We start from the raw sequence: 24,265 nt of genomic DNA on the forward strand, positions 1-24,265 counted from the left end.
CCACTTCCGCATCGAGCTCATCGATGCCGTGGCCATCGGAGTGGTGATCGTGTCCACCGCGATCGTCATGGTCCTGATCTGCCACAACTGACCGACCGACATCACCAGCACACACACGGGGAGTACCACCATGCGCAACAACCGCATCCGCACCACCGCCCTTGCCGCGACCGCCCTCCTGGCCGCCCTCTCGCTCACCGCCTGCGGCGGCAACGACAGCGCGGACAACGGCAAGGCAGGCGCGGTGGCCCCGGCAGCGAGCACCACCGCCACCACCCCGGACACGGGCAAGGACACCAACGACGCCAAGGACGGCAAGGAGACCGGCAGCGGCACGGCCAATGCCCCCGCCGAGAACGTCTCCTCCACCTCCAAGGGCTCCACCGGCGGCAGCAAGAGCGGGAAGAGCAACACCGGCACCACCGGGAACAGCAGCAAGTCCCCCGTCACCTGCACCGGCGAGAACACCAAGGTCACCGTCACCAAGGTGAGCCGCCCCATCAACCACCTGCTGCTCACCGCGACCAACACGGGCTCCCGCCCCTGCTACGCGTACCACGCGCCGGCGCTCCGCTTCGACGACGCCCAGGCCGCCTTCCCGGTCCTCCGCGACAGCATCCCGCAGGCCGTGGTCACCCTTGCGCCGGGCCAGTCCGCCTACGCCTCGATCGGGCTCTCCGGTGAGCCGGACGGACAGGACCTGCACAAGGGCACCCACCTCGGGGTGTACTTCACCGGCAAGAGCAACCAGGGCTCCACGGGCGCCCCCGCCGAACTGACGCTCCCCGCCGGCACCTTCTGGGGCGACAACGGCTTCGTCACCTACTGGCAGAGCGAAATGGACGACGCCCTCATGTACTGATCCGCCCCAACTCACCTTCCCCCACGGGCAGTCGATCGTAGAATCGGAGATCGAGCCCGAGGGGGAAACGTGCGGATGGATGTCGGCAGCGCCTCGCCGTTCTCGGCCACCAGCTGCTCGGAGCACACCGACTTCGTGATCGACGCGCCCCTGAGCCTCGCTCTGCTGGAGGGCACCCCGGCGAGCGGCGAGGGCTACGCCTGCATGCGCAACCTGAAGCCCCCGCACCCCGGCGACAAGGGCGGGGGCGGTGGCCCCCGGATCGAGGTCGGCGACTGCGTGGACAGCGGAGGGAAATCCGGCGACCCGGTCGTGGAGGCCGCCTGCCGGACCAAGGGCAAGAAGAACGGCGCGACCCACAGGATCACGAAGATCCTCGAAGACACCTACACGGGCGGCTTCAGCGACCCGTGCGAGGGCGAGGCCGACGCGGTCTTCACGGAGAACCCGATCTTCGACACCGACCACGGCCCCGACGACCGCGTCCTCTGCGGCAAGGAACTCTAGGCGGTACGGGGAACGAGGAGGCCGTCGTGCGCGAGGCGAACGAGCAGCACCACCGGCCCCGGCCGGCCCGCTCGAAAGCTCTGGTCACCGTGCTGCCCGCCCTCGCCCTGGCAGCCTTCCTGCCGCTCCTCGTCGCACTGTGGGTCGGCGACGGCGTGCAGAAACTGCTCACCGGCGACCCCGCCACCGTCCACAGCGTCACGCAATGCGTGGAGGGCGGCGGGCAGTTGCCCGCCGCCCACTGCTACGGAACGTGGAAGTTCGCGGACGGCCGCACGGCCTCCGGCGAGATCACCGGCGCCGAGGTGGCCGCCGGTGACACGATCTTCGCGGGCGACGGCTGGGCGTACGACTCCACGTCCCCGCTCCACTGGCGGATCTGGACCCCGGTCACGCTCTTCATCGCCGGAGCCGCCGCCCTGACGGCCTCCTGGCTGAACTACCGCAGATCCCGCGACGCCCCGGCCCCCGGCACGGCGACGCGCACCTGCGGCCTGTAGACACGGGGCCGGCCCGCAGGGCCTGCCGGACCTGCGCGGTTGCTGTGTTCCGGGGCTATGCGAGGGCTGCTGCGAGCGCGGAGTGGGGCGCACGTCCCAGTAGTTGGCGCAGGTCACCGCCGGTGCGGGACATGAATCCGGCGGCGATGGCGGAGTAGGTGCCCACCAGCATCGGCACCTGGAAAGGCTCGGCGCCGGAAGCGGCAATACGGGTGCGGGCCTGGGCTAGGGTCTCCGGTGCGTAGGTGACGTGCGGGCCGTGCGCATGGGCCAGATCGGCGCCGCCGATGGCCTGCTCGCCAACGAGTTCATAGATGCGCCGCGCATGAGCGGGCGCCTCCACCGTCACACGTGTCGCGGCGTCGGCCAGATCCGCCCGTGCGACGGCGGCCAGGCGGCCCTCGCCGAGCGGGGCAGTGATCCGCCCGTCGGCCGACGGCGCCGCGAGGCCGCCCAGCAACTCCGCGTACAGGCCATTGCGCAGGATCGTCCAGTCCATGGTGCTGTCCTGGAGCCGACGCTCGGTCCAGCGGTGCGGCAGCGCGTAGGGGAGGTGATCGCCGTCGGCGGTCAGGCTCGTATAGACGACATGCCCCACGCCGGCCTTCTCTGCGGCGTCGATGGCGGCGCCGTGCCGGGCCATGACGGTGTCGTCCTCGCCGTAGCCCGCGGAGATCAGCAGCAGCACATCCACACCCTCGAAGCCCCCGGCGAGGGTGGCGGGCTCGTCGAAGTCGATGCGGCGAACCGGCAGCGGGGTCTTGAGCTGTCGAGGGTCGCGCGTTCCAAGGACGGTGTCGTTGCGGCTGGCCAGCCGCTCGACGACCAACGCGCCCAGGGCGCCGGTGGCGCCAGTAACCAGGATCATCAGGGTCTTCCCGTTCCGGTAGGTTCTCTTCGGTAACCGGGATCATCCTGCGGTTTTACGCTGGGGAACGTAAGGAGGCACTTCCATGTCAGTGGGGCACACCGGGGTAACCACCGAGCCCGTCGTCAGTTGCGGTGATGAGCACGAGGAGTGCGGGATCCGCGAGGTGCTCGACCGGATCGGCGACAAATGGTCGGTCCTGGTCGTCGTCGAACTGGCCCAGGGCATCCGCCGCTTCCGGCAGCTGCAGCGTGCCATACCCGGTATCTCACAGCGGATGCTGACGCTCACCGTGCGCCGGCTGGAACGCGACGGCCTGATCACCCGGACCGTGCACCCCACAGTGCCCCCGCAGGTCGAGTACGAGCTCACGACGATGGGCCACAGCCTCACGCATCTGGTCAAGGCCCTCGCGGACTGGTCGGCAGAACACCGCGACGCCATCGCGCAAGCACGCCAAGAATGGGATGCCGAACATCCCGACTCCGGAATCCGGTGAGCAAGCGGGCCCCACCACCCTGCCGACTACGACCGGGACAGCACTAGGGCCTGTCCGGCGGATCATGGCCGGGGTCGCGGTCTGTCCGACCCTGATCCGCCGGACAGGCCCTAGCATCGGCCGCATGGCGATGTTCGTGCACCTGACACCCTCGGCTAACGCGGCACGCGTCCGCCGCTCCGGAATACGGGCCATCAGCCACGGCCGCGACGCATCACTGCCACGGGGCCTCTACTGTTTCCCCGTCCTCCCCTCGTACACCCTCACCCACCAGTGGCTGCGCGAGCTGTCCAGGCGCAGCGGCCCGCGCGGGCTCGTCGCCGTGCACATCCGCCTGCCGGACGACGAACCCGTCACCGTGGGCCGCTACCACCGCGACCCCGCGGCCGTCACGGCCGCCGAAGCCGTACGCCGTGTCGCCGCCCTGCCCGACCCACGCGGCTGGGAAGTGTTCGTCCCCCGGGCTGTCACCAGGCGCGAAGTGCACCGCATCCGCGCGGTCAGCCAGGTCACCGGCTGGCGGTACTTCCCCGACTCGAACGGCAAGACGCCCTGCACCTGCTTCGGCTGCCGGGTGCGCGGCGAATACGGCTCGCAGCGCCTGCGGCAACGCCGACCGCACCCGCTCGACGGCCCTCCCCCCGCCGCCCCGGTCCTCATGCGCCAGATCGCCGCGGCGGGCAGCCCCGGCGACCCCGAAAAGCTCATCCAGACCCTTCACTGGTTCGGAATGCGCCGACGCGGACCGGTCGACCAACTGGCCCACCTCGCGGACCATCCGGACCCGAGGGTCCGCAGGGCCCTCGTATGGGCCGTCGAAAAGTGGTCGTCCCGTGGCGTCACGGAACTCCTCCACCGCCTGGCCCAGGACCCGGACGCGAACGTCCGGGAGGCCGTCGAGTTCAACGCACCCGATCCCCAGTCCTGACCGAACTCGAACCCGTACAGATTTCTTGTACGGGTCGTGCGCGCGTGACGCGGGCGCGCAGGTGGAAGTTCGCACGGTATGCACCCCGGAAAGCGGAAGCGCAAGAACGCGTCGGCAATGAAACTCGTGGGCAAACTGGTCGCCGTCTTCCGCAGGGCGGCCGGCCTGACCCAGACCCAACTCGCGGACTTGGCGGGCCACCAGGTGGAGACGATCGCCTCCATCGAACAGGGCAGACGCGCTCTACTGCCCGACCTGGCCGCCAAGTTGGACGAACTGCTGGACACCAAGGGCGCGTTGACGGAAGCAGTGGCGCACATGCCCGAGGTCGATCTGATCCCGGCGTGGGCGGAGGAGTACCTGGAGCTGGAGCGGGATGCTCTGGCGCTGTCCTGGTACGACAACCAGGTCGTACCCGGTCTCCTCCAGACGGACCGCTACGCCCAGGCGGTGTTCCGCAACCGGGTCCCGGTCTTCAGCGAGGAAAAGGTGGCGCTCCAGACGGAGGCCCGTCTGGAACGCCAGGAGATCCTTCATCGGACGTCGCCCCCGACCATCAGCTTCGTCGTCTGGGAACCGGTCCTGATGCTCCAACTCCTCGACGACGAAGGCCATGCGGAGCAGCTGAACCACCTGCGGGCCTGCGCCGCACTCCCCGGCATCTGCCTCCAGGTTCTGTCACTGAACCACCGCACCCATGCCGGGCTGAACGGCCCCTTCACCCTGCTGGAGACGCCGGACTTCCAGCGCGTTGCCTACTCCGAGACACAACGCGGCAGCCTGCTCGTCTCCGACCCCGACGAGGTCAGCATCCTCGCCCAGAAATATGCGATGCTGCGAGCCCAGGCCCTCAGCCCCGAAGACACGGTGGGCCTGTTGGACCGTCTGCTGGGAGAGCAATGAGCACTGCACATAAGTGGTTCAAGTCCAGCTACAGCGGTGACGAGGGCGGGCAGTGCCTCGAAGTCGCCTACGACTGGCAGAAGTCGAGCTACAGCGGCAGCGAGGGCGGCGCCTGCGTCGAGGTCGCCGCCCACCCCGCCGCCATCCACATCCGCGACTCCAAGAACCCCGACGGCCCCATCCTCACCGTCGCCCCCACCACCTGGACGGCCTTCGCCGGCTTCGCCGCCGACCGGCGACTCGTCTGAGCCCACGTCCCCGGGAGGAATACCACCGCCATGGCTGTCATCCACCGCACCACCCTGACGCCCACCAAGCTGGAACTCCTCACCTCCTGGCTGCCCGCACAGCCCTGGTACCGAGGCAAGGGGCAGCAGCCCGAGCTGGCCAGGACCGGCGGGTTCCGGCTCGACGACCCGAAGGGCGAGGTGGGGATCGAGTTCATGGCGGTCACCGACACCTCGGGGGACCAACCGGTCACGTACCAGGTGCCGTTCAGCTACCGCGGCGCACCGCTCGCGGGCGCCGACTCGGCGCTCATCGGCACGACCGAGCACGGGGTGCTGGGGCAGCGGTGGGTGTACGACGGAACGCGTGACCCGGTCCTCGTCGCCCAGCTGTTCGCGCTCGTCGCAGGCGAGGCCGTGCCGCAGATGCAGAGCACGAGCGACACCCCGGACCCGTCCGTCACCGCCCGGTTCGACGAGTCGGACGTCAAGGCGGAGATCTCGTCCACGACCGCCACCGACGACCCGGACGGCACGGACGTCCTGGTCACGACAGCACCCGACGGACACCGACTGGCCCTTCGTATCAACCGGGTGCTCCGGCCCGGCCAGGAGACCGGCGCGAAGGCGCTCGGCGACGTCACCGCGGACGCGCCGCTGCCGGACGGCACCACGGCGCGCACCGCGTTCGTCGTCGTCCACGCACACCCGTAACCGGACCGTGGCGCCCGGCTCACGACCGGGCGCCACGCTCAACGGCTGACGGGGCTGACGACTTCCCCGAGCTGGCGAAACCGGCCGGACGGAGAGGTCGCGAACTCACCTGGGAACACACCGGGTCACTCGCTCGCCGCGCGCTCCGCCCCTCCCGCCCGGCCTTCGCTTCACATCTCTACTTGATCCATGATTCAACGGATTCGACACTGAACGCGGGCACCCCGAGAAAGAGGTTCGACGGGGGGCGGCCGACGGTCGCGACGTTCACGACCGTCATCTCGACCCGTCGACGCCCGCTGGACGTGTCCTGCCAGCGCAGCCACCGCCCGGCCCCCAGCCGACGGGCGGGAGGGGCGGAGGCCCGCCGGTTGCGGTCCGCGAAGACGCGCCCGCCGTCGGCCTCCATCGCGATCCTCACCGGCGTTTCGCTCTCCAGCGGGCGAAGACCGTCGAATGCCCGGAATCGCGGAACGAACCCGTCCCGCTCGTCACAGTCCACACGATGCACGAAGGGCCCGGAGACACCCTCGGGCAGCAGGAACCCCTTCGGCACCCGACTTCGAAGCCGGGCACCCTCACCGCCACGGGACGCCACCGACCACCGCACAACGATCATCTGCACAACCACGCCGCCCGCATCCACACCGGCGAGCATGCCAGAACGGCGGATCGCGGGACCCCGTACCGCCCCCGGCAAGAAGGGCGGCGGCCTCGCCTCCACCGGCAGCAGCGGCACCGTCGTGGTGCTCGCCGTGGGCACCGGCCTCGTCATCGCGGACCGTCCACGCCCCGGCGGCCGGTTGTCAGTGGGCCCCCGTACGCTCACCGACATGGCGACGCTCCCGAACCCGCTCCCGTCCCTGGCCACATCAGGGCTCCAACTCCCGCCCGGCTCACTGGTGGACGACACGATCGACGGCACCTGGCACGAGCCGCTGCTCTGGTGCGCCGACGAGCCCGCGTCCTACGGGACGTGGCGCACGCTGCGCGCGGCCGGGCGGTCGGTCGGACTGCTTCCCGTACTGATCGACGGCGGGCGACGCGACGAGTGGCCCGACACCTGGGACCTGATCCCGGACAGCACGTCGTACCCCGGCGATCACGACGCCGAGGAAGTGCTCAGCGAGTACTGGGACGACTGCGCGCCCGATGAGCTCGACGCCGCCGAAGGCGACTGGCCGGGCCTGGCCCCCGTCCCGGCCGCCGAGGGGCAGGACGCCCCCGACGACCTGGCGGCCGCGATCGCCGAGGAGTGCGTCGGCCCGGACGGCTGGTACCCCGGCTCGCGGGTGGCGCTCGTCCCGGCCCGGCGCAGCGCCGACATACCGGCGGCGATCGGCTGGTCGGGTCCGGTCAACTTCGAGGACGACACGGCCCGGCTCTGCGCCGTGCTCCGCTCCTGGGAGGACCGCTTCGGCATACGGGTCGTGGTGCTGGGCTTCGACACCCTGACCGTCTCGGTCGGGCGACCGCCCACCACCCTCCCGGAGGCCCGCGCGATCGCCGCCGAGCACTTCGCGTTCTGCCCGGACAACATCAACCAGAACCCGCCGTACGACCTCGACGTCTACGCCGAGAAGATGGTGCTGGACCAGGAGACCTGGTCGTTCTGGTGGGACTGAGTACGACAACTCATGTGGCGTACCCGGGCGTCGAGTTGACTCGTACACATGCCCGAAGATGTCATGCACACCCGTCCGTCGCGCGTCTGGATCGCCTCGCTGATCTCCACGGTGGTGACGCTCCCGCTCGCGTTCTTCGCCCTGGTCTTCGGTGGGCTCTCCCCGATGGCCTGCGACTCCTGCTCGGAGGCCGATGCCCACCGGTTCGACGCGGGCTTCGGCACCGCCTGGACCGTGCTGTGCTGCGGTCTGGTGCTGTCCCTGGCCGTGCTGGTCGCGAGCTGGGTGTGCAGCTTCCGCAGGCCACCGGCCGGCGTCTTCCTCGCCGTACTCGCACCCTGCACGGTGTTCGTCGCGTGGGTGATGTTCATGGCCCTGGTCGACTGGCCCTGACCAGCCGCTCCGGCAGAGCACACATTCCCCGCCAGCTAAGACCGACCGGCAATCGGGGGGCGGCGTCGCGGGGCTGGGTGCGCGCATCTGCCGCGTTGTCGTCAATCACCATGGCTCCGCCATGCCTCAATCCTCCGCCTTGCAGCTGCACGCGCCCAGCCCCGCTCCTTCTCCCACCCCCCAATTGCCGGTCGGTCTAATTGCACGGCGAGCCGTCCGTATCCGAGCGCCTGTCGGGGTCGCACCTGCTCCCGGCGGTGCGCGGCAAGCTGCTCGTCCCGCTCGGCCGAACCGTCGAGGCATGGGCCGAGCCGGAGCTCGCCGCCCGGCCGTGCCGCAACCTCCGCGAGTGGTCGGTCCTGCTGCGCAAGGCCGCCGGGCCGGTGTGACGGCCGACGGCCGCTACCGCCCCGGCGTGCTGTCACGCACGACCGGCTCCGCAGGAAGCAGCAGCCCGCTCGCCGGGGCTCCGGTGGGGTCCTCGACGGCGGTGATCAGCCGGTCGACGAGGGCGTGGGCGATGGCGGCCAGGGGCAGGCGCACGCTGGTGAGGGTGGGTTGGAGCACGGTGCAGAGCGGGATGTCGTTGAAGCCGGTGACGGCGACGTCGGCGCCGACGGTGAGGCCTGCGGCGCGGACGGCCTGGTAGGCGGTCAGGGCGAGCCAGTCGCTTGCGCAGACCAGGGCGGTCGGGCGGTCGGGTCCGCTGAGCAGGCGCTGGACGGCGTGGGAGAGCGCGGCCGGGTCGTCGTCGGGGACGCCGACCTCGAAGGCGCCGTCGGGGGCGGCGGCCGCGGCCTGCAGGAGGCCGGCCCTGCGGTCGGCGAGCCAGGGCAGGGACGCGGCGGAGTTGAGGTAGCAGATCCGGCGGTGGCCCTGGTCGAGGAGGAGTTCGACCAGGGCGGCGGTGGCGGCGGCGGAGTCGATGTCGACCCAGTTCTGCGGGCGGCCGGAGGCGATGCGGCCGAAGGCGGCGAACGGGAAGCCGGCTTCGGTGAGCACGTCGACGCGGGGGTCGTCGTGGACGACGTCGGAGAGGATGAACCCGTCGACCTGGCGGGCCGCGATCAGGCCGTTCAACGACTTGGCGACCGCCCTGGCGCCCTGCTGGGGATCGGAGCGGAACAGCAGGATGCGGTGGCCGACGGCGTCGGCGGCGGTCACCAGCGCCTGGAGGAAGCCGCCCATCAGGGGGTTGGGGTCGGCGGGGTTGTCGGCGGGGGCGGGATAGCCGATGACCTTGCGGGTGCCGGTGCGCAGGCTGCGGGCGGACTGGTCGGGCTGGTATCCGAGTTCGTCGATGGCGGCGGTGACCCGGGCGAGGGTGGTGGCGCGCAGCCGGTGGGGTGCGTTGAGGGCGTTCGAGACGGTCTGGCGGGAGACTCCGGCCGCGCGTGCGACGTCCTCGATGGTCACCTGTCGAGCGGTCATCGTTCCTCTGCGGGCGGTGGTCGGCGGGCTGGGGGCGGCGGGTGGCCGCCCCCGGCCCCCGGTCGTCAGTGCTCGCGGGTCAGGGTGAGCAGGCCACCGGTCGGCACGGTCACCGGGTTCACCCCGGCGACAAGGTCGAGCACGGTCTCGGACAGGATCTCACCACGGCAGTCCTGGACGAGGGCAAGGGCCCGTTCCGGCCGGGTGGTGGTCAGGAGCACCACGGGGTCGCTGTCCGCGTTGGCGACGAGCAGGGTCTGCGGACCGTCCGCAGCGTGCCGGTCCGGGAGGGCGACGGGCAGCGGCGCGTAGCGTGCGACCACGGTGGTGCGGTGGTCATGGGCGCGGATCAGGGGGTAGCCGAGGTCCGGCCGCGCGGGTTCCAGGAGGCCGAGCTGGAGGACGTCGGCGTACCGGCGGAAGACGCCGAGCCAGAAGCGCAGGGTGGCGAGCTGGTCGGGGCTCTGGGCGGCGAGGTCGACGGAGATCTGCGGCACCGAGAACAGGGCGTTGACGAGGTGGACGGCGACGGACTCGTGCGTCTCGGCGGAGTTCCACATGATCATGTCGGCGTGGACGGCGAGCGGGCCCGCGGTGAGCCGGCAGTCGACGGTGCGCTGGCGGTTCTCGGCGGGGCTGAGCGGGCAGTCGACGGCACGGACCATGGTGGCGTACGGCCAGAGACCCGGGCTGATGTACGGCTGGCGGTGCTCGACGATCACGTCGGGACGGGTGCGGCGCAGGCGGGCGTCGAGGTCGGCGAGCAACTGGAGCACGCCCTCGTGGACGGCCGCGCGGTCGGCACCGGCCGGGGCGGGCGGGGGGTCGGGGACGGCGAAGCGGTCGACGAAGTCGAGCTTCAGACCGTCCATGCCCCACTGCTCGACGGCGCGGGAGACCTTCTCGATCAGGTAGGCGCGGACCTCGGGGTGGCGGGGGTCGAGCACGGCCGCGTCCAGGTGGGGCTCCTCGCGCAGGATCATGCCCTTGAAGCGGTCCCAGGCGTCGTTGTGCCGGCCGATGAACGGCAGCGCGTACCAGAGGAGGTAGGCGAGGCCGAGCCGGTGGACCTCGGCGACGTGGGCCGCGGGGTCGGGGAAGGCCGCCGCGTTGATGTCCCAGTCGCCGCAGTGGGCGTAGCCGCGGGTGCGGTCGGCGGTCTGCCAGCCGTCGTCGACGATGATGCTCTCGCAGCCGACGGCCGCGGCGAGGGCGGCCTGGCGTTCGATCACGGCGGTGTCGACGTTCTGGTGGAGGCTGTACCAGGTGGAGTACGAGGGCATCCGGGCGGCGGGGGCGACGCCGGGGTGGTGCAGGCCCTCGGCCCACCAAGCAGTGACGGCCTGCAGGGTGGCGGCGAAGTGGCGGCCGCTGAGGTCGATCCGCAGCCGCAGCGGCGGCCCGTCCGGGGTGAGGTCCTGTTCGACGGTGAAGGCGAACTCTCCGCTCTCCTCCACCACACCGGCGCCGACCCGCACGGGCGCGGAGGTCTCGCCGGCGGCGGCGGTGCACAGGGCGCGGTCGTCGGTGCCGACCAGGCTGGTGACGGGGGCGCCCAGGGCGAGCGAGACGGTCCGGGGGGCGGCCCAGGACGGCGGCAGCCAGTGGGAGGCCCTGGTGTCCGGGGTCCAGTAGGCGGTGGCCCCGACGCAGGGGATCCGCCATTCGGCGCGGACGGTGGCCGCGGCCGCCGCCGTGACCTCGATGAGGACCACGCCGTCGCCGGCCGGGGTGACAGCGGTCTCCAGCCGGTCGCAGCCGAGCCCGGTGAGGTGAACCACGAGCGGGGCGCCGGTGGAGTGGAGCAGGCCGGTGACGAGCTGCCGGTGACCGACGATGTCGGGAGTGGCCCCGGTCGGCGTGTTCGGGCGCCAGGCCGGGACGGGCTGTTCGGTGGTCACGGTTCTCACTCCTTGGTGGCCCCGGCCAGCAGGCCGGAGATGAACTGGCGTTGCAGAACGAGGAAGAGGGCCATCACGGGGATGGCGGCGATGGCGGCGGCGAGCAGGACCTGCGCGTAGTTGGTGGTCGCAAGACCCTGCAGGGTGGCGGTGGCCACGGGCAGCGTGTACATCTCGGGGCTGCGCAGCGCGATCAGCGGCCAGACGAACTGGTTCCAGCCGCCGAGGAAGACGAACAGCGCGAGCGCCGCGATGACCGGCCGGTTGACCGGGATGACGATCCGCCACAGCACCCGCAGTTCGCCGGCGCCGTCGACGCGGGCGGCGTCCAGGAGTTCGTCGGGCATGGAGCGCAGTGCCTGCCGCATCAGGAAGATGCCGAACGGGGTGACCAGGCCGGGGAGGATGACGGACTGGTAGGAGTCGATCAGGCCCAGCTTCATCATCATCTCGAAGATCGGGATGAGCATCACCGTGTCGGGGAGGACCAGGGTGCTGAGCAGCAGGACGAAGAACAGGTTGCGCCCGCGGAACTCGAATTTGGCGAAGGCGTAGCCCGCAAGGACCGAGACGACGACCGCGCCGATCGTCTGAACGCCCGCCACCAGCACGGTGTTGAGCAGGACGCGGGTGAGTCCGATGGATTCCTGGAGCCCGTGGAGGTTGTCCATGAGGTGGCCGCCGGGCAGCAGCTTCGGCGGCCAGGAGAACACGTCCTTGTCGTCCTGGGTGGCGGCGATGGCAAGCCAGTAGAACGGACCGACGCAGAGCCCGAAGGCGCCCGCGAGCAGCAGGGTGAGCAGGGGGCCGCGGCGCTTCACCGGCGCTCTCCCATCAGGCGGACCTGCACGATGCCGAGCACGGAGACGATCAGTGCGAGCGCGTAGGCGAGGGCCGATGCGTAGCCGAAGTCGAAATACTTGAAGCCGTTGTTGTAGAGGTACATGGTGACCGTCAAGGTGGCGTTGTCGGGGCCGCCGCCGGTGAGGACGTACGGCTCGTCGAAGAGCTGCAGGGTGCCGATGGTGGAGAGCACCACGGTGAGGAGCAGGATCGGCCGCAGTTGGGGAAGGGTGATGGAGACGAAGCGGCGGATCGGTCCCGCGCCGTCGACCATCGCGGCCTCGTACAACTCGTTGGGAATGCCCTGCAGGCCGGCGAGGTACATCACCGCGTTGTAGCCGGTGTAGTGCCAGGTGATGACGAGGACGACGCCCACGCGGGCCCAGAAGGGGCTGCCGAGCCAGTTCACCCGGTCGATGCCGAACAGGGAGAGGACCCAGTTCAGCAGTCCGGCGTCGCGGTTGAGGATCACGGAGAACATCACGCCCGCGGCGACCAGGCCGGTCAGCGAGGGGACGAAGACGCCGAGTCGCCAGAGCGGGCGTAGCCAGACCTTGGTGGAGTTGAGGCCGAGGGCGAGGAGCAGGGCGAGGCCGAGCATCAGCGGCACCTGGACGACCAGGATCAGCGCGGTGTTCTTCAGCGCGGTCCAGAACAGCGGGTCGTTCAGCAGGCGCTGGTAGTTGTCGAGTCCGGTGAAGTGCCGGTCGTCGCCGTTGCCGGTGGTGAGGCTGATCCAGAGCGAGGCGACGATGGGGTAGGCCTTGAAGACCGCGAAGCCCAGGACGGCGGGCATGATCAGCAGGTACGGGACGGAGTCGCGGGTCAGCAGCCGGCGTCGGTCCGGGCGGGTGCGGCCGGTGTGCTTGACGGGGCCGCGGCCGGCCGGGGCGGCGGCGCCGGTGGCGGTGTCGGGAGCGCGTTCGGGCGGGGCGAGGGACATGGTGGTCAGGCCGCCTGCTGCCGGCCGGTCTGCTGGGCGAGCTGCTCGGCGGCGTCCTTGAGGGAGTCGGCCGGGTCGGCGCCCTTGAGCAGCACCCGGCTCTGGGCGTCGCTGGCGAACTTGAGGGCGCGGGCGTAGTCGCTGGTGAAGTTGGTGGCCTCGGACGGGGAGTCGAGCGATTCGACGAAGGGCTTCAGCACCTTCTGGCCGCCGTAGAAGGGGTGGGGCGCGCTGAACTTCGGGTCGCTGTACGCCGCGGTGAGGGCGGGGAAGACGCCCCCGGAGGTGAAGATCCGGTTGATCTCGGCGGGCTTGGTGAGCGCGTACTCGATGAACCGCCAGGCGGCCTTGCGGCGCTTGCTGGAGGCGGAGACGGTCAGGTAGGTGGAGTTGACGATGACGTTGCGCTTGCCCCCGGGAACGGCGGCGGGCGGCTGCATGACGCGCCACTTTCCCTTCTGGTCGGGGAACTTGAGGGCCAGATATTCCGCGGCCCAGACGGCGTCCGCGACGGTGGCGAGCTTCCCCTGGCTGAGCAGGCGCTTCCCGGTGCCCTGGCCCGCGGTGTCGGCGAGCAGATCGGCGTCGTTGAGCCGCTTGATGACGGTGAGGGCCTTGACGGCGGCCGGGGAGGCGAGCGTGATCCTGCCCTCGTGGTCGAAGTAGAAGGCGCCCTGGAGCTGCATCAGGTTCTGGAAGAAGTCCATGTCCTGGGTGGCGCCGGTCTTGTCGAGCCCGAGCAGTTGGACGTCGTTGGCAGCGCGGATCTTCCGCCCGGCGGCGATCATGTCGTCCCAGTTGCTGATGCTTGCGGGATCGACATCGGCCTTCTCGAAGTAGTCCTTCCGGTAGAAGAGACCGAGCGGGTTGACCTCCCACGGGAGGGCGTGGGCGGCCTTGTCCTTGCCTATGACGGTCGGCCACAGGCCCTTGGCGAAGGCGTCCTTGTACTTGTCGGCGCCGAGCTTGGACAGGTCGGCGATGCCGTCGGGGAACTTGTCCAGGTAGCCGGGCAGGTAGTCGACGCCGATGTGCAGGACATCGGCGAGACCCTTGCCGCCCGAGGCGAGGCCGACGGTTATTTTGTCCCAAATAGCTGGTTCGCCGACGTCCTGGACGTCGACCTTGATGCCGGGGTTGTCCCGCTCGAAGGAGGGGACGACGCTGCGCAGGCCCTCGGCCGCGGTGGTCCAGCTCCAGACCGTGATCTTGCCGCTGTCACCGTCGCCTCCGGCGGCGGCGCCGCCCGATCCGTTGTCGCCGCAGGCGGCAAGGCCGAGGCCCGCGGCGGAGGCGGTGGCGAGCTGGAGCAGGCGGCGGCGGCTCAGCTGGTGGGACATGTCGGCTCCTGGGGATAGTGGGTTGTGCGGTGAGTGAGGGTGTGCAGCGCCTCGGCAAGCAGGTCGGCCGCGGCGCCCGGGGTGGAGGTGTGGGGAGACAGTCGGATCCACTCGTCGCGGCGGGTGGTGATCAGGCCGGCCGCTTCGAGGGTGCGGTGGACGGTGGCGGGGTCGTGGCCGGGCAGGCGGAAGGTGCCGATGCCGGCGCGCTCGTGGGGGCCGAGTCCGTCCAGCAGGACATCGGCGCCGGCCCGCCGTGCGCGGTCGAGCAGGTCGGCAAGGGTGGCGCGAATACGGGCGCCGACGGCGGCCGGGCCACCCTGGTCGAACAGGTCGTCGATGGCTGCGCCGATGGCCGCGGCGGCCGGGAAGTCCGGGTTGGTGGCGAGGTGGGCGGCAGCCCCGGGCAGCGGTGGCGCCGGATGCCGAGGCGCGAAGGGCTCCGCGACGCCGGCCCAACCGCCGAGCCCGGGAGCCAGGCGCTCGGCGCACCGGTCGCGGATCAGTAGCAGCGCGGCTCCCCAGCCGGCCCGTAGCCACTTCTGGCCGCCGCTGACGAGGATGTCTGCGGCGTCCGCTTCCAGGGGGACGGAACCCAGGCCCTGGATGGCGTCGACGATCAGCAGCCGGCCGGGGCCGAGGACCTCCTTGAGGGCGGCGAGCGGTGCCAGGTGGCCGGTGAGCGAGTCGACGGCGCTGACGGTGAGGGCGGTGACGTCGGGAGTGAGGTGGCGGCGCAGAAGGTCGGGGGTGATGTGCCGCTGCCCGGCCGGGTCGACGAGGCGGACTGCGGGGCCGCCGCGGGCGGCGAAGCGGAGCCAGGGGTAGAGGTTGGCGGGGAACTCGTCGCGGGGCACCAGGACAGTACCGGGGCCATGGAGTGCGGCGGCCACGGTGAACAGGCCGTTGCTGGTGGACGGGGCCAGGGCGATCTCGTGCCGACGGGCGTCGAGCAGCCGGGCCGCCGAGATCTGGGCGGCGTCGCTGAGGGCGAACAGCCGGTCGAGGTCGGCGGGGTCGACGCGGGTGGCGAGCGCGGTCGTGGCGGCGAGCGCAGCGGCGGCTGGGCGGGAGAGCGGGCCGACCCTGGCGTAGTCGAGGTAACCCACCATCGGACCGTGGACGGGGGCCGGACCGGCGGCCGCAGCGGCGGCGTCGGGCGCTCGGCGAATTTGATCGTTCAAAAGTTTGCCCTAACGGCGCTTGCTGTGTTTGCTTGCCTGGATTTGAAGGTTCAGATTAGGGAGATCAGGTCGCCCCAGCAAGAGGTTCAGCGCAACTGCTTTGCGGCGGGGCCGACTGGCCGGCCCCGCCGCCGTCCGCGACGTGGAAGTGCGCACCGCCGTTGACGAAGACGTTGTGGCGGACGATGGCGGTCTCCATCGCGTCCAGCTTCGCGTACGACTTCTTCGTGGCGTCGTCGGCGGTCAACGGCCAGAAGCGGTCCCGGCCCCAGGAGTTGAAGGGGCCGTGGTGTTCCAGAGCGTGTGGTGGGTCCCGGTGGAGGTGAAACCGGAGAAGGTCAGGCGGCGGACGGCCCGTCGCCCTCCACCCGGATCAGATTGTTCTGCTCAGCCGTCTCGGCACGGGCCCGGGCGGGGTCGGTTCCGCCGGGGGACAGAAATACAGCTTCCCTGTGGGCTTGCCGCAGAACCACTCGCCGGGGGCGTCGAGTTCCTTGAAGGCGTTCTCGACCACGCGGTACGCGTCGTGCAGGCCGCTGCCCCGGTTGTTGTCGCCGCCCCAGGCCGGCTCGGGCGTGCCGTCCGCCTCACGTCGGCGCACCGGCCGTTGACCAGCTCGTTCAAGCCCTCGCAGGCACGACCTGGGATCGTCGCAGCACTCTCCGTATTGCGACGATCCCTGGAGTCCGCCTACTGTCATCGCTTCCGTTCAGCGCCGCAGCCGCTGCGCGACCTCCGTCGCCCAGTACGTGAGGATCATCTGCGCACCCGCGCGCCGGATCCCGGTCAGGCTCTCCAGAATGGCCGCGTCCCGGTCGATCCAGCCCTTCTCCGCGGCGGCCTCGATCATCGCGTACTCACCGCTGATCTGATACGCCGCGACCGGCACGTCCACCGAGTCGGCGACCTTCGCGAGGATGTCGAGGTACGGCCCGGCCGGCTTGACCATGACCATGTCGGCGCCCTCCTCCAGGTCGAGCGCCAGCTCGCGCAGCGACTCACGGGCGTTCGCCGGGTCCTGCTGGTACGTCTTGCGGTCGCCCTTGAGCGAGGAGCCGACGGCCTCGCGGAACGGCCCGTAGAACGCCGAGGAGTACTTCGCGGTGTACGCGAGGATCGAGACGTCCTCGTGGCCCGTCTGGTCGAGCGCGTCGCGGATGACACCGACCTGGCCGTCCATCATGCCGCTGGGGCCCACCACATGGGCGCCCGCGTCGGCCTGGACCTGGGCCATCTCGGCGTACCGCTCCAGCGTCGCGTCGTTGTCGACGCGGCCGTCCTCGGTCAGCACACCGCAGTGGCCGTGGTCGGTGTACTCGTCCAGGCACAGGTCGGACATGACGACGAGGTCGTCACCGACCTCCTCGCGCACCGCACGCAGCCCGACCTGGAGGATGCCCTCCGGGTCGGTGCCCGCCGTGCCCCGGGCGTCCTTCTTCTCGTCCGCGGGAACGCCGAAGAGCATGATTCCGGAGACCCCGGCCGACACCGCCTCGACGGCGGCCTTCCGCAGGGTGTCCAGGGTGTGCTGCTGCACGCCGGGCATGGCCGAGATGGCGACCGGGGCGTCGATGCCCTCGCGCACGAACGCGGGCAGGATCAGATTCGCCGGGTCGAGCCGTGTCTCGGCGACCATCCGCCGCATCGCCGGGGTCGTCCGCAGCCGCCGGGGGCGGGAGCCGGGGAAGTTTCCGTACACAGTCATCCTTCGAGATTAGACCCGTACACATCACCGTCTTACCGACACCTGTGCCGGAAAAAGACCGCGAAACGGGCCGCGAAACGGGCAGGGGCCCGGCTGCCGAAGCAACCGGGCCCCTCACACACCGCGACCGCGCAGGTCAGGTCGTCGTACGACGACGCCGCGCGCCGGGACGCCGCTCGCTCGGCCGCGTCACCGGATCACCGGCCTCCTTCGCCGCGTCCCGGCGCCGCGCACCGAACTCGGCCAGTGCCTCGGCCAGCTTGTGCACCGACGGCTCCGGGGAGAGGACGTCGACCCGCAGACCGTGCTCCTCGGCGGTCTTCGCCGTCGCCGGGCCGATACACGCGATGACGGTCACGTTGTGCGGCTTGCCGGCGATGCCGACCAGGTTCCGCACGGTCGACGACGAGGTGAAGAGCACCGCGTCGAAGCCGCCGCCCTTGATGGCCTCACGCGTGTCGGCGGGCGGCGGCGAGGCGCGGACCGTGCGGTACGCGGTGACGTCGTCGACCTCCCAGCCCAGCTCGATGAGCCCGGCCACCAGCGTCTCGGTGGCGATGTCGGCACGCGGCAGGAAGACCCGGTCGATCGGGTCGAAGACCGGGTCGTACGGCGGCCAGTCCTCCAGCAGACCGGCGGCGGACTGCTCACCGGACGGCACCAGGTCCGGCTTCACACCGAAGTCGACCAGCGCGGCGGCGGTCTGCTCGCCGACGGCCGCGACCTTGATCCCGGCGAAGGCACGGGCGTCGAGCCCGTACTCCTCGAACTTCTCCCGGACGGCCTTCACGGCGTTGACGCTGGTGAAGGCGATCCACTCGTAGCGGCCCGTGACCAGGCCCTTGACCGCACGCTCCATCTGCTGGGGCGTACGGGGCGGCTCGACGGCGATCGTCGGAACCTCGTGCGGCACGGCACCGTAGGAACGAAGCTGGTCGGAGAGCGACGCGGCCTGCTCCTTCGTACGCGGAACGAGTACCTTCCAGCCGAACAGCGGCTTGGACTCGAACCACGCGAGCTGGTCGCGCTGAGCTGCGGAGCTGCGCTCACCGACCACGGCTATGACGGGCCGGTGGCCCTCGGGCGACGGCAGGACCTTCGCCTGCTTCAGGACCTGGGCGATCGTCCCGAGGGTCGCCGTCCAGGTGCGCTGGCGGGTCGTCGTACCGGCGACCGTCACGGTCAGCGGGGTGTCGGGCTTACGGCCCGCCGAGACCAGCTCGCCGGCGGCCGCGGCCACCGAGTCGAGCGTCGTCGAGATGACGGCCGTGGCATCGCTCGCGCCGACCTCGGTCCAGCAGCGGTCGGACGCCGTACGGGCGTCGACGAACCTGACGTCCGCGCCCTGCGCGTCACGCAGCGGCACACCGGCGTACGCGGGCACGCCCACGACGTTGGCGACACCCGGCACGACCTCGAAGGGGATACCGGCGGCGGCGCAGGCGAGCATCTCGGCACCGGCGTTCCCGTCCAGTCCCGGGTCGCCGGAGACCGCACGGACGACCCGCCTGCCACCCCTCACTGCCTCCATGACAAGATTGGCCGCATCCCTGAGAACGGGAACACCGGCGGCTGCTGACTGCGCGTCAACAACCGTCAGCTCAGGGGTGCTTACGCTTGCCCGCGCATGGCAGCGAACGACGCCGAGGACGTCCGGCTCGGCGACAAGGACGTCCGCGCTCGCAAGCGCCTCGACGGCGCGCAGAGTCAGCAGTCCCGGGTCACCGGGACCGGCGCCGAGGAAGGTGACGTGCCCTTGTGCGGACAGGGTCGGAAAGTCGGTTGCGGCGTGGCCGGTGGGGCTCAAAGTGCTCGCTCCCCCATAAGACCGGCCGCACCCTTGGCAAGCATCTCGGCCGCGAGCTCGCGACCGAGGGCCGCCGCGTCGTCCTGCGACGTGGGAACGGGACCGGTGGTGGACAGCTGCACCAGCGAGGAACCGTCGGTGGAACCGACGACACCGCGCAGGCGCAGTTCGTTGACAGCCTGTCCGTCGACCAGGAGGTCGGCCAGCGCACCCACAGGTGCGGAGCAACCGGCCTCCAGGGCGGCGAGCAGGGCACGCTCGGCGGTCACGGCGGCCCGGGTGTACGGGTCGTCGAGCTCGGCGAGCGCGGCGGCGAGGTCGGCGCTGCTCGCAGCGCACTCGATCGCCAGTGCTCCCTGGCCGGGAGCGGGCAGGACGGTGTCGACCGACAGGAAGTCGGTCACCTCACCGGTCCGGCCGAGACGGCTGAGCCCGGCCGCGGCGAGTACCACCGCGTCCAGCTCACCGCTTCGGACAAATCCGATACGCGTATCGACGTTCCCCCGGATCGGCACGGTCTCGATGTCGAGGCCGTGGTTTCGGGCGTACGCGTTGAGCTGCGCCATGCGGCGCGGCGAGCCGGTACCGATGCGGGCGCCGGACGGCAGCTGCTCGAAGGTCAGCCCGTCCCGCGCCACCAGTACGTCGCGCGGGTCCTCGCGCACCGGCACCGCGGCCAGCACGAGGCCCTCGGGCTGCGCGGTCGGCAGGTCCTTGAGCGAGTGGACGGCGAAGTCCACCTCACCGCGCAGCAGCGCGTCGCGCAGCGCCGCGACGAACACACCGGTGCCGCCGATCTGCGCGAGATGCTCCCGCGAGGTGTCGCCGTACGTGGTGATCTCGACGAGCTCGACGGCGCGCCCGGTCACCTCGCTGACCGCGTCGGCGACGAGGCCGGACTGCGCCATGGCGAGCTTGCTGCGCCGGGTGCCCAGCCTCAGCGGCTTGTCGGCCCCCGCGACCGGGGTTGAGTTGTCGGTCATGACCGCCCTCGATTCGGGTCGTTCAGGTCTGCCCGGGAGACGGCGGCGACCGTCTGCGGGTCGAGGTCGAAGAGTTCCCGCAGCGCATCGGCGTACCCGGCACCGCCGGGCTCGCTGGCGAGCTGCTTGACCCGCACGGTGGGCGCGTGCAGGAGCTTGTCGACGACGCGGCGCACGGTCTGCGAGATCTCCGCGCGCTGCTTCTCGTCCAGGTCGGGGAGGCGTCCGTCGAGCCGCGCGATCTCGCCCGCGACCACGCCTGCGGCCATCGTGCGCAGGGCGACGACGGTCGGGGTGATGTGGGCGGCGCGCTGGGCGGCGCCGAAGGCGGCGACCTCGTCGGCGACGATGGTGCGCACCTGGTCCACATCGGCGGCCATCGGGGCGTCCGCCGACGCCTCGGCGAGCGACTCGATGTCGACGAGGCGCACCCCGTCGAGCCGGGCCGCCGCGCCGTCGATGTCGCGCGGCATGGCGAGGTCCAGCAGGGCCAGACGCACGGGGCCGGTGCCCTGGGCGGGCACCGTGGCCCGGCGGACGGCCTGGCGCACCGTACCGGCGCTGCCGTTCTCCACCCAGGCGGCGTGCCGGTCGACATCGGCGGGGGCGGGCACCGCGGGCGCGGCGGCGGGCGTCTCGACGGCGTCGTCGACGTCCAGGCCGAGCGCCTCGGCGACAGCCCCGGCGGTCAGCACGAGACCGGTCGCGCCGGTGCACGAGACGACGACATCGGCACGTGTCAGTTCGTCGCGGACCGCGGCCATCTCCACGGCGCGGGCGGCCACGCCCGTACCCCCGGGCTGGGCCAGGATCTCGACGAGCCGGTCGGCACGGGCCCGGGTCCGGTTGGCGACGACGATCTCGGCGACACCGGTACGGGCCAGGGTGGCGGCGGCGAGCGAGGACATCGAGCCCGCGCCGATCACCAGGGCGCGCTTGCCCCCGGCCCAGTCGGCGACATCCGCGCCGGCCGCGAGCTGTTCGAGGCCGAAGGTGACGAGCGACTGCCCGGCCCGGTCGATCCCGGTCTCGCTGTGGGCCCGCTTGCCGACCCGCAGGGCCTGCTGGAACAGGTCGTTCAGCAGCCGGCCCGCGGTGTGGAGCTCCTGCCCCAGCGCCAGCGCGTCCTTGATCTGGCCGAGGATCTGGCCCTCGCCGACGACCATCGAGTCCAGCCCGCACGCCACCGAGAAGAGGTGGTGGACGGCCCGGTCCTCGTAGTGCACATAGAGATACGGAGTGAGCTCGTCCAGACCGACGCCGCTGTGCTGGGCGAGGAGCGTGGACAGCTCGGCGACGCCCGCGTGGAACTTGTCCACGTCGGCGTACAGCTCGATGCGGTTGCAGGTGGCCAGCACGGCGGCCTCGACCGCGGGCTCCGCGGCGAGGGTGTCCTGGAGCAGCTTGGCCTGCGTCTCGGCAGCCAGCGAGGCCCGCTCCAGCACGGAGACCGGGGCGCTGCGGTGGCTCAGCCCTACGACAAGAAGACTCATGCCGGCATCACGGCGGGCATGTCCCCGTCGGGTCCCTTCCGGCCGCCGGTGACCGAGCGCACAGGGGGTGCGGCCGGGTCCGGGCTGCTCTCGGTGGTGTCCTCGCCGGCCTTGCGCTGCTCGTGGAAGGCGAGGATCTGGAGCTCGATGGAGAGGTCGACCTTGCGGACGTCGACGCCGTCGGGCACGGACAGCACGGTCGGTGCGAAGTTCAGGATGGAGGTGACGCCCGCGGCGACGAGCCGGTCGCAGACCTGCTGCGCGGCACCGGCCGGGGTCGAGATGACACCGATCGACACGCCGTTGTCGCCGACGATCCGCTCCAGTTCGTCGGCGTGCTGGACGGGAATCCCGGCGACCGGCGTTCCGGCCATCGCGGGGTCGGCGTCGATCAGCGCGGCGACCCGGAAACCGCGGGAGGCGAAACCGCCGTAGTTGGCGAGCGCGGCGCCGAGGTTACCGATACCGACGATCACGACCGGCCAGTCCTGGGTGAGCCCGAGTTCGCGGGAGATCTGGTAGACGAGATACTCGACGTCGTACCCGACACCGCGCGTCCCGTACGAGCCGAGGTAGCTGAAGTCCTTGCGGAGCTTGGCAGAGTTGACCCCCGCCGCCGCGGCGAGTTCCTCGGACGAGACCGTGGGTACCGAGCGCTCGGAGAGCGCGGTCAGTGCGCGCAAGTACAGCGGAAGTCGGGCGACGGTGGCCTCGGGAATTCCTCGGCTACGGGTCGCCGGTCGGTGAGTTCGGCCAGTTGCCACGGTGCTCCTGCGGGATGAGCGGGGCTGCAGGCGGCCGCATTTCCCCGGACCGCCCCGTCGAATGCAGGCTATGTCTTTGTGAACACGTGCACAAAGATAGTGTCCGTTTTGTCCGGTCAAAGTGACCGGGGTCACGCACATTCGTCGCGCGATCCCGGAACCAAGGATCGCATCAGCCCGTTGCGGGCCCGAAGGGGGCAAAGCGGCACACACTCCTCACAACCACTCCCCCGAGAGCACTCAAAACGCCCACGATGGTAACCGGCTTTCGCTCACGAACGCAGTGCCTCACGCAGCCTCGCCGGGTCCACCCGCCAGAACGTGTGCTGTTCGTCATCGATCAGCACCACCGGGATCTGCTCCCAGTACTCCCGGTACAGCTCCTCGTCCCGGGTGATGTCCTTCTCCTCCCAGGACGCGCCGGTCTCCTCGCACACCTCCCGCACCACCTGCCTCGCGTCGTCACAGAGGTGACACCCGGGCTTCCCGACCAGGGTCACCACTCGTTCCGCGGGCTTCTTCTTCGTACGTCGCAACAAGGCACTCATGCCTTCATTCTGCGCCGGGAGGGGACCTGTTCCGCCCTTGATCCGGTATGCCCGGAATCGCCCGTTCGACAGACCCTCAGCCAAGAGTTCACGCCGCGGCATCCCGGCAGGTCGGGAAGGGCCGAGCCGACTGGCTATGCTCACGGCATGGCCGCTCTTGGATGGCTCACACCCCGTAGGCGCCCCGCGACAGCACGGAGCGTGCTGGCCGGCGAGGCAGCAGCTGAGGCAGCGCGGAGGTCCACCCTCCCCGCCGATCAGCCCCCCGGCACCGAGCAGGACGCCGCCACGAAGGCGGAGGCCGAGGAAGCACCCTTCCCCGTCGTCGGCGACGACCGGGCCGCCGCCTTCTTCGACCTGGACAACACCGTCATGCAGGGCGCGGCGATCTTCCACTTCGGCCGCGGCCTGTACAAGCGGAAGTTCTTCCAGCGCCGCGAGCTGACCCGGTTCGCCTGGCAGCAGGCCTGGTTCAGACTGGCGGGCGTCGAGGACCCGGAGCACATGCAGGACGCCCGCGACAGCGCCCTGTCCATCGTCAAGGGCCACCGCGTCTCGGAGCTGATGTCCATCGGCGAGGAGATCTACGACGAGTACATGGCCGACCGCATCTGGCCCGGCACCCGGGCCCTCGCCCAGGCCCACCTCGACGCCGGACAGCGCGTCTGGCTGGTCACCGCGGCCCCGGTGGAGACCGCCACGATCATCGCCCGCCGCCTCGGCCTGACCGGCGCGCTCGGCACGGTCGCCGAATCCGTCGGCGGCGTCTACACCGGCCGCCTGGTCGGCGAGCCGCTGCACGGCCCCGCGAAGGCCGAGGCGGTCCGCGCCCTGGCCGCCGCCGAGGGCCTGGACCTCGACCGCTGCGCGGCGTACAGCGATTCGCACAACGACATCCCGATGCTGTCCCTGGTCGGACACCCGTACGCGATCAACCCGGACGCCAAGCTCCGCAAGCACGCCCGCGCGCGCGACTGGCGGCTGCGGGACTACCGGACGGGCCGCAAGGCGGCCAAGGTCGGCATCCCGGCCGCGGCCGGCGTGGGCGCCATCGCGGGCGGCACCGCGGCCGCCGTCGCCCTGCACCGCCGCCGCCGCTGACGCACCCCCGCCCCGCCCGGCCCCTCCGTGGGCCGGGCGAGCCACGCCCGGACCCGCGCGGCCGACCGGAACCCCTTACCCACCGACCGCTCCGGCCAGTCGCCTTGCTCGCACACGGCCACAACCCGTCGCCCCGGCAGGCAGATCCCGAAGCAATTCGATCAATAAACGGTCACGATGTGCCACTTAATGCGTC

Annotated in this window: 28 protein-coding genes; 12 read left to right on the forward strand and 16 right to left on the reverse strand. The window is 71.1% G+C overall.

Annotated features, from left to right (window positions below):
* Positions 1-130 precede the first annotated feature (130 nt).
* From OG978_RS17960 to OG978_RS17970, 3 genes are all read left to right on the forward strand, one after another.
* Positions 131-862 (forward strand): DUF4232 domain-containing protein, encoded by a 732-nt coding sequence (locus tag OG978_RS17960; RefSeq protein ID WP_326766213.1) that lies wholly within the window; start codon positions 131-133, stop codon positions 860-862.
* A gap of 75 nt (positions 863-937) precedes the next feature.
* A complete protein-coding gene (locus OG978_RS17965; RefSeq protein WP_326770320.1) occupies positions 938-1,369 on the forward strand; it encodes a hypothetical protein in 432 nt (143 codons plus the stop codon).
* 26 nt (positions 1,370-1,395) lie between these two features.
* Positions 1,396-1,869 (forward strand): hypothetical protein, encoded by a 474-nt coding sequence (locus OG978_RS17970; protein WP_326766214.1) that lies wholly within the window; start codon positions 1,396-1,398, stop codon positions 1,867-1,869.
* Between the two features lie 55 nt (positions 1,870-1,924).
* Here the strand turns inward: OG978_RS17970 and OG978_RS17975 are convergent, their stop codons facing one another.
* Positions 1,925-2,737, reverse strand: a complete 813-nt coding sequence (locus OG978_RS17975; RefSeq protein WP_326766215.1) for an NAD(P)H-binding protein — start codon at positions 2,735-2,737, stop codon at positions 1,925-1,927.
* 85 nt (positions 2,738-2,822) lie between these two features.
* On the opposite strand from OG978_RS17975, the gene OG978_RS17980 reads away from it, so the two are divergent.
* The 5 genes from OG978_RS17980 (at position 2,823) to OG978_RS18000 (ending at position 6,008) form a co-directional block, all read left to right on the forward strand.
* The gene (locus OG978_RS17980; protein ID WP_326766216.1) at positions 2,823-3,236 is read left to right on the forward strand and encodes a winged helix-turn-helix transcriptional regulator; all 414 of its coding nucleotides are present in this window, start codon (positions 2,823-2,825) and stop codon (positions 3,234-3,236) included.
* 124 nt (positions 3,237-3,360) lie between these two features.
* Positions 3,361-4,164 (forward strand): HEAT repeat domain-containing protein, encoded by an 804-nt coding sequence (locus OG978_RS17985; RefSeq protein WP_326766217.1) that lies wholly within the window; start codon positions 3,361-3,363, stop codon positions 4,162-4,164.
* Positions 4,165-4,281: 117 nt separating this feature from the next.
* The gene (locus OG978_RS17990; RefSeq protein WP_326770065.1) at positions 4,282-5,067 is read left to right on the forward strand and encodes a helix-turn-helix domain-containing protein; all 786 of its coding nucleotides are present in this window, start codon (positions 4,282-4,284) and stop codon (positions 5,065-5,067) included.
* A complete protein-coding gene (locus OG978_RS17995) occupies positions 5,064-5,315 on the forward strand; it encodes a DUF397 domain-containing protein (RefSeq protein ID WP_326766218.1) in 252 nt (83 codons plus the stop codon). Before OG978_RS17990 ends, OG978_RS17995 begins: the two co-directional genes overlap by 4 nt.
* 30 nt (positions 5,316-5,345) lie before the next feature.
* The gene (locus tag OG978_RS18000) at positions 5,346-6,008 is read left to right on the forward strand and encodes a maltokinase N-terminal cap-like domain-containing protein (protein ID WP_326766219.1); all 663 of its coding nucleotides are present in this window, start codon (positions 5,346-5,348) and stop codon (positions 6,006-6,008) included.
* A 178-nt stretch (positions 6,009-6,186) separates the two neighbouring features.
* On the opposite strand, the gene OG978_RS18005 is transcribed toward OG978_RS18000, so the two are convergent.
* Positions 6,187-6,627, reverse strand: a complete 441-nt coding sequence (locus OG978_RS18005) for a hypothetical protein (RefSeq protein WP_326766220.1) — start codon at positions 6,625-6,627, stop codon at positions 6,187-6,189.
* 214 nt (positions 6,628-6,841) lie between these two features.
* On the opposite strand from OG978_RS18005, the gene OG978_RS18010 reads away from it, so the two are divergent.
* The 3 genes from OG978_RS18010 (at position 6,842) to OG978_RS18020 (ending at position 8,415) form a co-directional block, all read left to right on the forward strand.
* Positions 6,842-7,633 carry a DUF4253 domain-containing protein gene (locus OG978_RS18010; protein ID WP_326770066.1) on the forward strand — a complete coding sequence of 264 codons (792 nt, stop codon included), beginning with the start codon at positions 6,842-6,844 and terminating at the stop codon, positions 7,631-7,633.
* Positions 7,634-7,681: 48 nt separating this feature from the next.
* Positions 7,682-8,026 (forward strand): hypothetical protein, encoded by a 345-nt coding sequence (locus tag OG978_RS18015; RefSeq protein WP_326766221.1) that lies wholly within the window; start codon positions 7,682-7,684, stop codon positions 8,024-8,026.
* A gap of 257 nt (positions 8,027-8,283) precedes the next feature.
* The gene (locus OG978_RS18020) at positions 8,284-8,415 is read left to right on the forward strand and encodes a hypothetical protein (RefSeq protein WP_326766222.1); all 132 of its coding nucleotides are present in this window, start codon (positions 8,284-8,286) and stop codon (positions 8,413-8,415) included.
* A 13-nt stretch (positions 8,416-8,428) separates the two neighbouring features.
* On the opposite strand, the gene OG978_RS18025 is transcribed toward OG978_RS18020, so the two are convergent.
* The 14 genes from OG978_RS18025 to OG978_RS18090 all read right to left on the reverse strand — a co-directional run bounded on the left by OG978_RS18025 (position 8,429) and on the right by OG978_RS18090 (position 22,968).
* Positions 8,429-9,457: a LacI family DNA-binding transcriptional regulator gene (locus tag OG978_RS18025; protein WP_326766223.1), complete on the reverse strand. Its 1,029-nt coding sequence runs from the start codon at positions 9,455-9,457 to the stop codon at positions 8,429-8,431.
* Positions 9,458-9,522: 65 nt separating this feature from the next.
* Complete coding sequence (locus OG978_RS18030; RefSeq protein ID WP_326766224.1) at positions 9,523-11,358, reverse strand: glycoside hydrolase family 36 protein; 1,836 nt, start codon at positions 11,356-11,358, stop codon at positions 9,523-9,525.
* A 5-nt stretch (positions 11,359-11,363) separates the two neighbouring features.
* Complete coding sequence (locus tag OG978_RS18035; RefSeq protein ID WP_326766225.1) at positions 11,364-12,179, reverse strand: carbohydrate ABC transporter permease; 816 nt, start codon at positions 12,177-12,179, stop codon at positions 11,364-11,366.
* Positions 12,176-13,144 carry a carbohydrate ABC transporter permease gene (locus OG978_RS18040; protein ID WP_326766226.1) on the reverse strand — a complete coding sequence of 323 codons (969 nt, stop codon included), beginning with the start codon at positions 13,142-13,144 and terminating at the stop codon, positions 12,176-12,178. The genes OG978_RS18035 and OG978_RS18040 overlap by 4 nt, the downstream gene beginning before the upstream one ends.
* 5 nt (positions 13,145-13,149) lie before the next feature.
* Positions 13,150-14,484, reverse strand: coding sequence for an ABC transporter substrate-binding protein (locus OG978_RS18045; RefSeq protein WP_326766227.1), 1,335 nt, complete (start codon positions 14,482-14,484; stop codon positions 13,150-13,152).
* Positions 14,469-15,668: an aminotransferase class V-fold PLP-dependent enzyme gene (locus tag OG978_RS18050; RefSeq protein WP_326766228.1), complete on the reverse strand. Its 1,200-nt coding sequence runs from the start codon at positions 15,666-15,668 to the stop codon at positions 14,469-14,471. The genes OG978_RS18045 and OG978_RS18050 overlap by 16 nt, the downstream gene beginning before the upstream one ends.
* Positions 15,669-15,732: 64 nt before the next feature.
* Complete coding sequence (locus OG978_RS18055) at positions 15,733-15,915, reverse strand: hypothetical protein (protein ID WP_326766229.1); 183 nt, start codon at positions 15,913-15,915, stop codon at positions 15,733-15,735.
* 126 nt (positions 15,916-16,041) lie between these two features.
* Entirely contained in the window at positions 16,042-16,269 is a 228-nt protein-coding gene (locus tag OG978_RS18060; RefSeq protein WP_326766230.1) for a hypothetical protein, read from the reverse strand.
* A 108-nt stretch (positions 16,270-16,377) separates the two neighbouring features.
* On the reverse strand, positions 16,378-17,373 hold the full coding sequence (gene hemB, locus OG978_RS18065) for a porphobilinogen synthase (protein ID WP_326766231.1): 996 nt from the start codon (positions 17,371-17,373) through the stop codon (positions 16,378-16,380).
* Positions 17,374-17,509: 136 nt separating this feature from the next.
* Positions 17,510-19,180, reverse strand: a complete 1,671-nt coding sequence (locus tag OG978_RS18070; protein ID WP_326766232.1) for a bifunctional uroporphyrinogen-III C-methyltransferase/uroporphyrinogen-III synthase — start codon at positions 19,178-19,180, stop codon at positions 17,510-17,512.
* Positions 19,177-20,163, reverse strand: a complete 987-nt coding sequence (gene hemC / locus OG978_RS18075) for a hydroxymethylbilane synthase (protein ID WP_326766233.1) — start codon at positions 20,161-20,163, stop codon at positions 19,177-19,179. The genes OG978_RS18070 and hemC overlap by 4 nt, the downstream gene beginning before the upstream one ends.
* The gene (locus OG978_RS18080; protein ID WP_326766234.1) at positions 20,160-21,656 is read right to left on the reverse strand and encodes a glutamyl-tRNA reductase; all 1,497 of its coding nucleotides are present in this window, start codon (positions 21,654-21,656) and stop codon (positions 20,160-20,162) included. Before OG978_RS18080 ends, hemC begins: the two co-directional genes overlap by 4 nt.
* Positions 21,653-22,420, reverse strand: coding sequence for a redox-sensing transcriptional repressor Rex (locus OG978_RS18085; protein ID WP_326766235.1), 768 nt, complete (start codon positions 22,418-22,420; stop codon positions 21,653-21,655). The genes OG978_RS18080 and OG978_RS18085 overlap by 4 nt, the downstream gene beginning before the upstream one ends.
* 272 nt (positions 22,421-22,692) lie before the next feature.
* Positions 22,693-22,968 (reverse strand): glutaredoxin family protein, encoded by a 276-nt coding sequence (locus OG978_RS18090; RefSeq protein ID WP_326766236.1) that lies wholly within the window; start codon positions 22,966-22,968, stop codon positions 22,693-22,695.
* A gap of 147 nt (positions 22,969-23,115) precedes the next feature.
* On the opposite strand from OG978_RS18090, the gene OG978_RS18095 reads away from it, so the two are divergent.
* Complete coding sequence (locus OG978_RS18095; RefSeq protein ID WP_326766237.1) at positions 23,116-24,069, forward strand: HAD family hydrolase; 954 nt, start codon at positions 23,116-23,118, stop codon at positions 24,067-24,069.
* The last annotated feature ends 196 nt before the right edge of the window (positions 24,070-24,265 follow it).

Origin of the sequence: Streptomyces sp. NBC_01591, assembly GCF_035918155.1 — a bacterium.
In the GTDB taxonomy this organism is placed as follows: domain Bacteria; phylum Actinomycetota; class Actinomycetes; order Streptomycetales; family Streptomycetaceae; genus Streptomyces.

What these genes read in the sequence shown, in the direction of transcription:
- OG978_RS17960 (WP_326766213.1), top strand. Translation starts at nt 131, where the DNA reads ATGCGCAACAACCGCATCCGCACCACCGCCCTTGCCGCGACCGCCCTC.
- OG978_RS17965 (WP_326770320.1), top strand. Translation starts at nt 938, where the DNA reads ATGGATGTCGGCAGCGCCTCGCCGTTCTCGGCCACCAGCTGCTCGGAG.
- OG978_RS17975 (WP_326766215.1), bottom strand. Translation starts at nt 2,737, where the DNA reads ATGATCCTGGTTACTGGCGCCACCGGCGCCCTGGGCGCGTTGGTCGTC.
- OG978_RS17980 (WP_326766216.1), top strand. Translation starts at nt 2,823, where the DNA reads ATGTCAGTGGGGCACACCGGGGTAACCACCGAGCCCGTCGTCAGTTGC.
- OG978_RS17985 (WP_326766217.1), top strand. Translation starts at nt 3,361, where the DNA reads ATGGCGATGTTCGTGCACCTGACACCCTCGGCTAACGCGGCACGCGTC.
- OG978_RS17990 (WP_326770065.1), top strand. Translation starts at nt 4,282, where the DNA reads ATGAAACTCGTGGGCAAACTGGTCGCCGTCTTCCGCAGGGCGGCCGGC.
- OG978_RS17995 (WP_326766218.1), top strand. Translation starts at nt 5,064, where the DNA reads ATGAGCACTGCACATAAGTGGTTCAAGTCCAGCTACAGCGGTGACGAG.
- OG978_RS18000 (WP_326766219.1), top strand. Translation starts at nt 5,346, where the DNA reads ATGGCTGTCATCCACCGCACCACCCTGACGCCCACCAAGCTGGAACTC.
- OG978_RS18005 (WP_326766220.1), bottom strand. Translation starts at nt 6,627, where the DNA reads ATGATCGTTGTGCGGTGGTCGGTGGCGTCCCGTGGCGGTGAGGGTGCC.
- OG978_RS18010 (WP_326770066.1), top strand. Translation starts at nt 6,842, where the DNA reads ATGGCGACGCTCCCGAACCCGCTCCCGTCCCTGGCCACATCAGGGCTC.
- OG978_RS18015 (WP_326766221.1), top strand. Translation starts at nt 7,682, where the DNA reads ATGCCCGAAGATGTCATGCACACCCGTCCGTCGCGCGTCTGGATCGCC.
- OG978_RS18025 (WP_326766223.1), bottom strand. Translation starts at nt 9,457, where the DNA reads ATGACCGCTCGACAGGTGACCATCGAGGACGTCGCACGCGCGGCCGGA.
- OG978_RS18040 (WP_326766226.1), bottom strand. Translation starts at nt 13,144, where the DNA reads ATGTCCCTCGCCCCGCCCGAACGCGCTCCCGACACCGCCACCGGCGCC.
- OG978_RS18045 (WP_326766227.1), bottom strand. Translation starts at nt 14,484, where the DNA reads ATGTCCCACCAGCTGAGCCGCCGCCGCCTGCTCCAGCTCGCCACCGCC.
- hemB (WP_326766231.1), bottom strand. Translation starts at nt 17,373, where the DNA reads ATGACTGTGTACGGAAACTTCCCCGGCTCCCGCCCCCGGCGGCTGCGG.
- hemC (WP_326766233.1), bottom strand. Translation starts at nt 20,163, where the DNA reads ATGACCGACAACTCAACCCCGGTCGCGGGGGCCGACAAGCCGCTGAGG.
- OG978_RS18080 (WP_326766234.1), bottom strand. Translation starts at nt 21,656, where the DNA reads ATGAGTCTTCTTGTCGTAGGGCTGAGCCACCGCAGCGCCCCGGTCTCC.
- OG978_RS18090 (WP_326766236.1), bottom strand. Translation starts at nt 22,968, where the DNA reads ATGAGTGCCTTGTTGCGACGTACGAAGAAGAAGCCCGCGGAACGAGTG.
- OG978_RS18095 (WP_326766237.1), top strand. Translation starts at nt 23,116, where the DNA reads ATGGCCGCTCTTGGATGGCTCACACCCCGTAGGCGCCCCGCGACAGCA.